Here is a 12,265-nt window from a genome sequence, read left to right on the forward strand (position 1 = left end):
CCAATTGCAGCTGGTAACGCAAATCCCATTGTGCCCAAACCACCAGATGTAATGTTGCTTTTAGAAACTTTAAAATCAGCATAACGACAAGCAATCATTTGGTGCTGCCCAACGTCACTAACAATAGCTGCTTCTCCTTTGGTTTCGGTATTGATTTGCTTTAAAACTTCACCCATTGTTAAGCCTTCTTTGGTTGGATGCAAATCGTTTTTTATGACTTTTTCAAATTCTACATCATATAGCTTTTTGAACTCATTGTGCCAATTATCATGTGATTTTGCTTCTAAAAGTGGCAACAAAGCCGCTAAACTTGTTTTGGCATCACCTAAAACAGCAATGTCTGTCTTTACGTTTTTGTCAACTTCAGCAGGATCAATTTCAAAATGAATGACTTTAGCTTGTTTTGCATAAGTTGCTAAATTTCCTGTAACTCGATCATCGAAACGCATGCCAATTGCGATAAGCACATCGCACTCGTTGGTTAATTTATTTGGCGCATAATTACCATGCATACCAACCATGCCAATGTTTAAAGGATGTGATGTTGCAATTGCGGAAGCACCTAAAATAGTCCAAGCCGAAGGGATTCCTGCTTTTTCAATGACAGCTTTTAATTCTTCTTCAGCTTCACCTAAAATAACGCCTTGTCCCCAAACGATCATTGGTTTTTTCGCACTATTGATTAAGTCCGCAGCAGCTTTTACTTGCTCTGGTTGCGTTTCTGGAACAGGTTTATAACTACGAATTGCTTCGCAAGTTTTATATTCAAAATCGAATTCTTCAAATTGAGCATCTTTAGTAATATCGATTAACACAGGTCCAGGTCTTCCGCTTTTAGCAATATAAAATGCTTTTGCTAATACTTCTGGAATTTCAGATGCTTTTGTGATTTGATGATTCCACTTGGTTACAGGTGTAGAAATACCAATAATATCGGTTTCCTGAAACGCATCACTACCTAATAAATGCGATGCGACTTGACCTGTAATACAAACCATAGGTGTTGAATCTATTTGCGCATCGGCAATACCAGTAATTAAATTGGTAGCACCAGGACCAGACGTAGCCATTGCTACACCAACTTTTCCCGAAATGCGCGCAAAACCTTGAGCCGCATGTGTTGCTCCTTGCTCATGACGTGTTAATACATGATGTAGTTTACCTTGATACTTATATAATTCGTCATAAATTGGCATAATTGCGCCACCTGGATAACCGTAGACCGTTTCGACGCCTTCTGCTAATAAACAACGCACCACAGCTTCACTTCCAGAAATGCGCGTTGATGTTACCACTTGTTTTTCGTCTTTTGTGATTGTTTGAGTATTCTCCATAGTCTACGTATTTAAAACTCATCTGTTACGCAACCTTGTGCAGCAGATGATACAGTTCTTGCATATTTGTAAAGTACACCTCTATCAAACTTTAATTTTGGTGCGACCCATTTTTCTCTTCGTTTTGCTAATTCTTCTTCAGAAACTTCTAATGAAATGGAATTGGTTTCGGCATCGATGATTATCATATCACCATCTTTAACCAAAGCTATTGCACCTCCTTCTTGAGCTTCTGGTGCAATATGTCCCACAACAAAACCGTGAGTTCCACCAGAAAAACGACCATCAGTTATTAATGCGACATCTTTTCCTAAACCAGCTCCCATAATAGCAGCTGTAGGTTTTAGCATTTCAGGCATTCCTGGACCACCTTTAGGACCTTCATATCGAATAACAACCACATCGCCTTTTTCTACTTTTCCATCGCGAATACCATCATTTGCTGCATATTCGCCTTCAAACACTTTTGCTTTTCCGATAAATTTTAAACCTTCTTTTCCTGTGATTTTAGCCACACTTCCTTCAGTGGCTAAATTTCCATAAAGCATACGTAAATGCCCTGTAGGTTTTATAGGTTCTTCTAGTGGCTTAATAACATCTTGCCCTTCGGTTAAATCATCAACATCCAATAAATTTTCAGCCACAGTTTTTCCAGTAACCGTTAAGCAATCACCATGAAGCAGTCCTTTTTTTAGTAAATATTTCATAACCGCAGGAATACCTCCAACAGCATGAACATCTTCCATAAGATATTTTCCGCTAGGTTTTAAATCGGCTAAAAACGGTGTGGTATCACTTATACGCTGAAAGTCTTCGAGTGTGAATTCTATTTTTGCTGCTCTTGCAATTGCTAAAAAGTGTAAAACGGCATTGGTAGATCCGCCAAGAATCGTTACCAAACGCACCGCATTTTCTAAAGATTTTTTAGAGATAATATCTGATGGTTTTATATCTTTTTCCAACAATAACCTAACGGCTTCTCCAGCTTTTACAGCCTCTTCTTTTTTCTCATTCCCAGTTGCAGGGTTGGATGAGTTAAACGGCAACGCCATACCTAATGCTTCAATAGCCGAAGCCATTGTGTTTGCGGTATACATACCACCACAAGCACCAGCTCCTGGACACGCTTTTTGAATAATGCTTTTGTACTCGGTTTCTGGTAATGTTCCTGCTACTTTTCCTCCCCAAGCTTCAAAAGCAGAAACGACATCTAATTTTTGTCCGTTGTGACAACCCGAATCAATTGTTCCACCATACACCAAAACGCTAGGTCTGTTTAAACGAATCATTGCCATTAAAGCCCCAGGCATATTTTTATCACAGCCTACGACAGTTACCAAACCATCATAACTCATGGCTTGTACCACTGTTTCCATAGAATCGGCAATAATATCACGAGAAGGTAATGAATAACGCATTCCAGGTGTTCCCATTGAAATACCATCACTAACACCAATGGTGTTAAAAATCAATCCAACAACATCTTCATTTTGCGTGCCTTGTTTTACCAATTTCGCCAAATCATTCAAATGCATATTGCATGGGTTACCTTCATAACCTGTACTTGCTATACCTACTATTGGTTTTTCAAAATCAGCATCTGTCAATCCTATGGCATGCAACATGGCTTGTGCTGCAGGTTGAGTTGGATCTTGTGTTACGGTTTTACTGTATTTGTTTAATTTACTCATTATGTTTATTAATCTTCTAACCTTTTGGTTGTTCTAAAGTAATTTTTTGCAATGTTCTTTCTTTTTCATTGTAATATTTTCATCTAAACTCAACACTTTTAACAAGTATTTAAATAACTGAAAATCAATGCTTTAATTTAATGTGATTATGATGTTCAAAATTTGAATTTGATGCATAAAAAAATGCCTTCCGAAAAGAGGAAGGCATTTTTTATAAAATATTACAACAATACCATTCCTCATCGATGTGAAATAATCACAACGATAATAATAGAAATGATATTAATAATTTGTCTGTTCATTTTGTCTTATCAAATATGACACGTTTATTTTAAAAAAGCAAATTATGTCTTAAATTCTAGGTAAATCACCATCGCCTTTAAGTGGTAAATCTGATTTTCCCATAAGATATTTATCTACATGATGCGCTGCTTGTCTTCCTTCGGAAATCGCCCAAACTATTAACGACTGACCACGACGCATATCACCAGCTACAAACACATTATTCACATTAGTTTGATAGCTGGTTTCTGGTGCTTTTATATTAGTTCGCATATCGGTTTCTAGCCCAAACTGTTCTACCAAAGTTGTTTCGGAACCTGTAAAACCTAACGCTAAAAGTACCATATCGCAATCCCAATGTTTTTCACTATTAGGAACCTCTCGCAATTGAGGTCTTTGCCCTGGAGTTTTCACCCATTCTACCTCACAAGTCACCAAACCTGTTAAGTTTCCATCGATATCTTTTTTAAATGCTTTTGTTGAAATACTAAACACGCGCTCAACACCTTCTTTATGTGAGGTACTTGTTCGTAAACGCATAGGCCAAAAAGGCCAAGGTTGAGCTTCTGGACGCTCGATAGTTGGCTTACTTAATATTTCAAAATTAGTTACACTAACTGCGCCATGACGATTACTTGTTCCTATGCAGTCACTTCCTGTGTCGCCACCACCAATAACAATAACACGCTTTCCTTTTGCAGAAATTTCAGCTTCTTCAAAATTTTCACCACTAACACGTTTGTTATTTTGCTTTAAAAAATCCATAGCTTGATAAACGCCTTTTGCATCAGCTCCTTGAATTGGCAAACCACGACGAACCGTTGCACCACCACAAAGCACGACAGCATCATGTTCTTTTTTTAACGCACTTGCATCTACATTAACACCAACATGCGCATTGGTTTCAAAAAGAATACCTTCTTCTTTCATAACCTCAACACGACGATCAATGATGTTCTTTTCCATTTTAAAATCTGGAATTCCATAACGAAGTAAGCCTCCTACTTTTGCATCGCGCTCATAAACCGTCACTGAATGACCAGCACGATTAAGCTGCTGCGCAGCTGCTAAACCTGCAGGTCCTGAACCTATAACCGCAACTTTTTTTCCTGTTCTAGATTTTGGTGGTTTTGCTGTAATCCATCCATTTTTAAAGGCTTCTTCAACAATGTTTTTTTCAATATTTTCAATAGTTACTGGATCTTCGTTAATTCCAAGTACACAAGCTTCTTCACAAGGCGCTGGACACAAACGCCCTGTAAACTCCGGAAAGTTATTGGTTGCATGTAAAATTTCGGCTGCTTCTTTCCATTTTCCGTTATAAACCTTATCGTTAAAATCTGGTATTAAATTTCCTAAAGGACAACCACTATGACAGAAAGGGATACCACAATCCATACAGCGAGCGCCTTGATTTTCCACTCGACTTTTTGCCATTTTAACAGCAAACTCCTCATAATTTTTTAAACGCTCTTCTACAGGTTTGTAATCTTCAACCTCTCTTTTATATTCTAAAAATCCTGTTACTTTTCCCATGATTTATTGCGTTACTAATTTTTCTTGTTCTAATTTGATTAATGCCTGACGATATTCCTCTGGAAGTACTTTTAAGAATTTAGGCAAATAGTTTTCCCATTGTTCTAAAATGCGTTGCGCTAACGGACTTAACGATGCATTGTAGTGGTTTTCTATCAATTCTTTTAACAGCTTGATGTCTTCTGCATTTGTAACTGGATCGATATTTAATCCTTCGCCATTACATCTACTTTCAAAAGTTTTATTTTCGTCTAAAATATAAGCGATTCCACCACTCATTCCAGCCCCAAAGTTCCTTCCTACTTCCCCTAAAATCACAGCAACTCCACCTGTCATATACTCACAACCATGGTCGCCAATACCTTCAACAACCGCTTGCGCTCCTGAATTTCTAACACAGAAACGCTCTCCTGCTTTTCCGTTGATATAAACCTCACCAGAAGTTGCACCATACAAGGTTACGTTTCCTGTAATAATGTTATCCTCTGGAACAATGGTTGAGTCTTCAGGAACACGAACAACCAATTTAGCCCCTGACAATCCTTTCCCCATATAATCATTGGTATTCCCATTGACAATCATGGTCAATCCTTTGGTTGCAAAAGCCCCAAAACTTTGTCCTGCTGAACCTGTAAAATTTAGGTTCAACGTGTTTTCAGGTAAGCCTTGAGCACCATAAATTTTGGATACTTCGTTACTTATTATCGCTCCAACAGCACGATTTACATTTCGGATATTAAAATCTAAATATGTTTTCTCCTTACGGAATAACGCTGGATGCGATTTTTCAATAATTTTAAAATCTAAATGCTTTTCTAAATCGTGATCTTGCGTTGTTATATTATATAGTTTTGTTCCTGGTTTTGCAGGTACTTGATGAAGAATTGGTGTTAAATCTAAACCTTTGGCTTTGTAATGCTCTATAGCTTTTGTTCGACTTAATTTTTGCACTTGACCAACCATTTCATCAACGGTTCTAAAACCAAGTTTTGCCATGATTTGACGTAATTCTTCTGCAATGAAATACATGTAATTCACAACGTGTTCTGGTTTTCCTTTGAACTTTTTACGAAGCTCTGGATTTTGCGTTGCAATGCCGACAGGACACGTATTAAGATGACACACGCGCATCATGATGCAACCCGAAGCTACCAAAGGTGCTGTTGCAAAACCGAATTCTTCAGCTCCTAACAAACACGCTATCGCTACATCTCGCCCTGTTTTTAATTGTCCGTCACATTCTAAAACCACACGATTTCTCAAATCGTTCATCACCAATGTTTGTTGCGCTTCAGCAATTCCTAATTCCCAAGGTAAACCTGCATGTTTTAAAGATGTTAATGGTGATGCTCCTGTTCCTCCATCAAAACCAGAAATTAAAACAACATCTGCTTTAGCCTTTACAACACCAGCAGCAACTGTTCCTACTCCAACTTCTGACACCAATTTCACATTAACACGCGCTTCTCTATTAGCAGATTTCAAATCGTAAATAAGTTGCGATAAATCTTCAATAGAATAAATATCGTGATGTGGTGGTGGCGAAATCAATCCCACATAAGGTGTGGAGTTTCTTGTTTTAGCAATTGCCGGATTTACTTTTGGTCCTGGCAATTGTCCGCCTTCACCTGGTTTTGCACCTTGCGCTATTTTAATTTGTATTTCGTTAGCATTGGTTAGATAGTTAGAAGTCACGCCAAAACGACCTGAAGCCACCTGCTTTATTGCACTGTTTTTCCAGTCGCCAGCAGCATCTTTATAAAAACGTGTTTCATCTTCACCACCTTCTCCAGAGTTACTTTTACCACCAATACGATTCATTGCAATGGCTAAATTTTCATGAGCTTCTTTACTTATAGAACCATAAGACATTGCTCCTGTTTTAAAACGCTTCACGATTTCTGTCCAAGGCTCAACTTCTTCAATAGGAATTGGATCGTAATTTGTAAATTCAAACAACCCACGAATAGTCATTAATGCTTTAGATTGATTGTTTACCAACTCTGAATATTCTTTATAGGTTGTTGGATTATTCTCTCTAACTGCTTGCTGCAATTTTGCAACCGATAATGGGTTAAACATGTGCTTTTCGCCATTACGTCTCCAACGATATTCGCCTCCAATTTGCAAGTCTAAATCACCAGCTATATCCTGTGTTTCAAAAGCTACTTGATAGCGTTTGTAGATTTCCTTTTCAAGCTCCATAAGTCCAACGCCTTCAATTCGTGTTGGTGTATTAGGGAAATATTTATTTACGACATTTGAGTTGATTCCGATACATTCAAACAGTTGCGCACCTCGATAAGAATTTAATGTTGAAATCCCTATTTTGTTCATCACCTTTAAAATACCTTGACCAACGGCTTTGTTGTAATTTTGAATTGCTTCTTCAAACTCTAAATTTAAATCTGGTAAATGACTTTCGATAATTTCATTTACCATATACGGATTGATTGCGCTAGCTCCAAACCCAAACAATAGTGCAAAATGATGCACTTCGCGAGGTTCGGCAGACTCAATTATCAAACTTACTTTAGAACGTTTACCTAAACCATACAAACCATGGTTTACATAAGAACAAGCCAATAAAGCTGGAATTGGCGCTTTTCCTTGAGTGACATTTCTATCAGAAAGCACAATAATACTCACACCATTATCTATAGCTTTTGATGCTTGTTGCACCAACCTTTCAAGTGCTTTTTCTAGACCATTTGCTCGTTCATTCACATCATAAAGCATTGAAATAACCTCAACACTATAATCTTCTTTGTCTTTGTAATTAATAAGTTTATCTAAATCTTGTTTTGAAATAACAGGATTTTGAATTTTTAATTTTCGGCAGTGCTTTTCGTTAATATCAAACAGATTGTAATCACTACCCAGTGTTAAACTGATATCTGTAATCATTTCTTCTCGAATACCATCTAAAGGCGGATTGGTAACCTGCGCGAACAACTGCTTAAAATAATTATAGATTAACTGCGGACGCTCTGACAACACTGCAACTGGCGTATCAGAACCCATTGAACCAATTGGCTCTTTTGCTTTGGATGCCATTGGCAGAATAATGGTATTTACATCTTCTTGCGTGTATCCAAATATATGCTGGCGCGTGTTTAGTTCAATTTCGTTATGCGTGATTTCGTAATCACTATACTTTATATCTTTTAGTCTGGTTAAATTTTCATCCAACCATTTACGATAAGGGTACTTACTAACGATTTTATTTTTGATTTCTTCGTCATTTACAATACGACCTTCGTTCATATCAACCAAAAACATCTTCCCTGGTTCTAAACGTCCGTGATATTCAACATTTTCAGGCTTGATATCCATAACTCCAGTTTCAGAAGACATAATCACGTAACCTGATTTTGTAACCGTATATCTTGATGGTCGCAATCCGTTTCTATCTAAAACTGCTCCTATATAATTTCCATCCGTAAACGGAATAGACGCAGGACCATCCCAAGGCTCCATAAGACAAGAGTTGAATTCATAGAAGGCTTTTTTCTCATCAGACATGTCCTTGTATTTTTCCCAAGCTTCTGGCACCAACATCATCATAACTTCAGGAAGCGAACGACCAGTCATTAATAACAATTCTACAACCATATCCATTTGAGCAGAATCTGACTTCCCATTTAAAACCGTTGGAAAAATCTTTTTTATATCTGGTCCAAACCAATCGCTTTGCATAAGTTCTTCACGAGAAAACATACGCGACACATTACCACGACGTGTGTTGATTTCACCATTGTGACACATATAACGGAACGGTTGTGCTAAATCCCAAGTTGGAAATGTATTGGTTGAAAATCGTTGATGCACCAAAGCCAGTTTAGCATCCAATAACGGATTCATTAAATCCTTATAATATAAACTGATGTCTTCGGGCTTTAAAAGTCCTTTATATATAATGGTTTTTGTAGATAAGCTTGGAAAGTAGAAATATGACGCTTGTGATAGTTTTGACCCATAAATATCATGCTCTGCAATTTTACGCGCAGCGAAAAGTTTTAAGTTGAACTCAAACTCGGTTTGTTCCTCGCTTGCCTTACCAACAAATACTTGTTTTATAGAAGGCTCTGCAGTTGCAGCAACTTGCCCTAAAACCGAACTATCTACAGGCACATTTCTCCAGCCCAAAATTTTAAGTCCCTGATTATTTATAGCATCCTCGAAAACATTAATACAATATTGCATTTGGTTTTCCTTTTTTGGTAAAAACATATTACCAACAGCATAACTACCTAACTCTGGAAGATTAAAATCACAGCTTTCCTTAAAAAACACATGAGGCACATCAATTAAAATACCTGCTCCATCTCCTGTTTTACCATCGGCATTTACAGCTCCTCGATGTTCCAGCTTAACAAGAATTTCTAATGCTTTGTGAATAATACCGTTAGAGCGATTACCTGTTAAACTACAAATAAATCCTGCTCCACAATTATCGTGTTCAAACTCTGGTAAATATAGTCCTTGTTTTTCCATAATAACCTACTACTTTTTGCTAATTTTAAACTTAGGACTTACTAATATATAAGGTATTTCACCATAAATAATAACGCTCTCTTTATTATTACGACATCCTTATTTTAAAGGTTTTATAATTAGAATCTCTTAAAAAACCACCTCTTAAAATACAAAATTCGCAATAGTTATTTTTTAATAAAAAATTCATTTTAATAAATATCAATCAATCAAAATGAATTTTACATGCGATATTTTCATCTTTTTTTGAATAAAATTAAATTTTTATCAAAAAATACATTTTCAAATCCTTAAAAAAATCAATATAAATTATTTAACCCTAATTTTTTTAGGGTATAATTTAATTATATAATAAAAATACAATTGATAACCCTATTTTTTTAGGGGCAAATAATGTTTTTACATAGTTTTACCTCTCTAAACAAAACTAACTTATTATGAAAAAAAGAATTACTCTCGTTTTGCTATTAATGACTGTAGTGAATTTTAACTTGAAAGCTCAAGAAGAAGAAACTGAGGACAAGAAAAAATTCTCATTTAATGGTAGTATCGATGCATACTATCGAGTTAATTTTGGAGCACCCAACGACGAAAACGCCATTTATCCAGGCTCCTCTTTTGCTAATTTACCTGGTTTTGCCTTAGGCATGGCTAATGTTGTAGCTTCATACGAAGGCGCAAAGGTAGGCTTTGTTGCCGATTTAGTCTTTGGACCAAGAGGTGAAGATGCTATTTTCAACTCTCCTTTATTAAGACCAGGAGGAAGTTCCAATATTGTAAATCAGCTCTATGCTTATTGGAATGTAAGCGAAACAGTAACTCTTACTTTTGGTAATTTCAACACTTTTTTAGGCTATGAAGTTATTTCTCCAACAGGAAATTTCAACTATAGCACTTCTTACCTATTTTCTTATGGCCCTTTTAGCCATACAGGTCTTAAAGCCGACTTTGCCATTTCAGACGACTTTAGCTTTATGCTAGCTGTAATGAATCCAACAGATGCCACAGAATATAATCCAAATGGAAAATATGCTTTTGGTGCTCAAGTAGGATACAAAGGACAGTACTTAAACTTCATTACTGACGATGGCGCATTTGAAATTGACTTCACAGGTGGTTTTGATCTGTCTGATGATTTTTACTTAGGAATCAATGGTGCTTACTTTGACAACGACGGAGTTGGTTTTGCAGGTGGAGCTATTTACCCTCAATACTCTACTTCTGACAAATTTACAATTGGACTAAGAGGCGAATATTTTGTTGAAAGTGGCGATTTTGGAGCTATTGGAACAGGTGTTGAAGACTCTAGCGTAATTGCCGCTACATTAACAGGAAGCTACGTTGTTGGAGACCTAACTATAAAACCTGAGCTAAGACTCGACAGTGCTTCTGATGACGCTTTTGTTGATACCGATTTAATGCCAACAAAAAGCCTTAGCTCATTTGTTTTAGCTGCGATTTACGCATTTTAAATCCACCATGAACTTAACTACTACTCTTAAACTAAATAATATTTAATTTTTTTATAATGACAACTTTATTTTCAATTACACACTTTTTATTAGCGCAAGATGCTACAGCTACCACAAAAAATCTGGAAGATGCTGTAAGCGCAATAAAAGGAGACATGAGTATGCTATGGATGCTTCTTGCAGGTATCTTAGTATTCTTTATGCAAGCTGGATTCACTCTTGTAGAATCCGGAATGACAAGATCTAAAAACGCTGTAAACATAGCAATGAAAAACCTCTTAGACATCTGTGTAGGTTCAATATCATTTTGGTTTATTGGATACTCATTAATGTATGGAGATTCAGAAAACGGATGGTTTTTTTGGAGCGGATTAATGCAAGGTGAAGGTGCTGACCTATTCTTCCAAACCATGTTTGCTGCCACAGCAGCAACAATAGTATCTGGAGCTATTGCTGGACGAACAAAATACACAACTTATGCTATCTTCTCAATAGTTATGACAGCTGTTATATACCCAATTGCAGGTGGCTGGGAATGGAATGGAGGATGGTTAAACAGCGAATCTATGCCAGCTGAGTTTATTGACTTTGCAGGTTCTTCCATAGTACATTCAGTTGGTGGATGGGCAGCTTTAGTTGCTGCTTTTATGGTAGGTCCAAGAATCGGGAAATTTGTAGACGGAAAAGTAATCCCTATTCCAGGTCACAACCAAGTACTAGCTACTTTAGGAGTATTTATTCTTTGGTTAGGATGGTTTGGATTTAATGGAGGTTCTCAACTAGCTTGGGGAGGAGATGACTCTTCAGCAGCCTCAACCGTTGTTTTAATTACCAATCTTGCTGCAGCAGCAGGTGGTCTTGGAGCACTTATCACTACATGGATTTGGTACGGAAAACCAAACTTAGCTCAAACCTTAAATGGTGCTTTGGCTGGTTTAGTAAGCATTACTGCTGGTTGCGGAAACATGACAGCAGGCGGAGCTCTTTTAGCTGGTTTAATTGGAGGTGTTATTGTGGTATTCTCTATTGAATTTATTGAAAAGAAACTCAAAATTGATGATGCAATTGGAGCCGCATCAGTGCATGGTGTAGCTGGTGCTTGGGGAACTTTAGTTATTGGTCTTTGGGGTGTTGATGGTGATACTGGTATTGGACTATTTAATGGAGGTGGATTTGCGCAATTAGGCGCTCAAGCCATTGGAGTATTAGCTTACGCAGTTTGGGCAATCGTTTTATCTATAATTGTATTTGGTATTCTTAAATACACTTTTGGGTTACGTGTAACAGAAGAAGAAGAAATACAAGGTTTAGATATTTCTGAACATGGTTCAATTGCCTATCCAGGAAAAAGACAGAGAGAATACGATGAATAGACACATCGAAATCTACATGAAATTCCTACAACAATTGATTACTATTAATTATTAATTGCTCAAAAAACCTCGAAGAATAT

General features: G+C 36.9%; 6 protein-coding genes. 2 read left to right on the top strand and 4 right to left on the bottom strand.

The genetic code is table 11. The features are described 5' to 3' along the window. The 4 genes from ilvB to gltB form a co-directional block, all read right to left on the bottom strand. Positions 1-1,334: biosynthetic-type acetolactate synthase large subunit (ilvB, locus tag ACQ0RB_RS14485; protein WP_430499319.1), on the bottom strand; the 1,334-nt coding region annotated here is incomplete at its 3' end. An 11-nt stretch (positions 1,335-1,345) separates the two neighbouring features. Then, the gene (gene ilvD, locus ACQ0RB_RS14490) at positions 1,346-3,025 is read right to left on the bottom strand and encodes a dihydroxy-acid dehydratase (protein WP_430499321.1); all 1,680 of its coding nucleotides are present in this window, start codon (positions 3,023-3,025) and stop codon (positions 1,346-1,348) included. A 351-nt stretch (positions 3,026-3,376) separates the two neighbouring features. After that, complete coding sequence (locus ACQ0RB_RS14495) at positions 3,377-4,843, bottom strand: glutamate synthase subunit beta (RefSeq protein WP_430499323.1); 1,467 nt, start codon at positions 4,841-4,843, stop codon at positions 3,377-3,379. Positions 4,844-4,846: 3 nt separating this feature from the next. Further along, entirely contained in the window at positions 4,847-9,340 is a 4,494-nt protein-coding gene (gltB, locus tag ACQ0RB_RS14500) for a glutamate synthase large subunit (RefSeq protein ID WP_430499325.1), read from the bottom strand. Positions 9,341-9,777: 437 nt separating this feature from the next. Here gltB and ACQ0RB_RS14505 point away from each other — a divergent pair, with 437 nt between their 5' ends. Then, positions 9,778-10,812, top strand: a complete 1,035-nt coding sequence (locus tag ACQ0RB_RS14505; protein ID WP_131508899.1) for a porin — start codon at positions 9,778-9,780, stop codon at positions 10,810-10,812. Positions 10,813-10,868: 56 nt separating this feature from the next. Continuing rightward, positions 10,869-12,185, top strand: coding sequence for an ammonium transporter (locus tag ACQ0RB_RS14510; protein WP_262733498.1), 1,317 nt, complete (start codon positions 10,869-10,871; stop codon positions 12,183-12,185). Positions 12,186-12,265: the final 80 nt, after the last annotated feature.

The sequence above is a fragment of the Gaetbulibacter sp. PBL-D1 genome (assembly GCF_050509525.1).
Classification (GTDB): domain Bacteria; phylum Bacteroidota; class Bacteroidia; order Flavobacteriales; family Flavobacteriaceae; genus Gaetbulibacter_B; species Gaetbulibacter_B jejuensis.

Excerpts from the sequence above, each read along its gene's own strand:
- ilvD (WP_430499321.1), bottom strand. The coding sequence starts at position 3,025 with ATGAGTAAATTAAACAAATACAGTAAAACCGTAACACAAGATCCAACT.
- ACQ0RB_RS14495 (WP_430499323.1), bottom strand. The coding sequence starts at position 4,843 with ATGGGAAAAGTAACAGGATTTTTAGAATATAAAAGAGAGGTTGAAGAT.
- gltB (WP_430499325.1), bottom strand. The coding sequence starts at position 9,340 with ATGGAAAAACAAGGACTATATTTACCAGAGTTTGAACACGATAATTGT.
- ACQ0RB_RS14505 (WP_131508899.1), top strand. The coding sequence starts at position 9,778 with ATGAAAAAAAGAATTACTCTCGTTTTGCTATTAATGACTGTAGTGAAT.
- ACQ0RB_RS14510 (WP_262733498.1), top strand. The coding sequence starts at position 10,869 with ATGACAACTTTATTTTCAATTACACACTTTTTATTAGCGCAAGATGCT.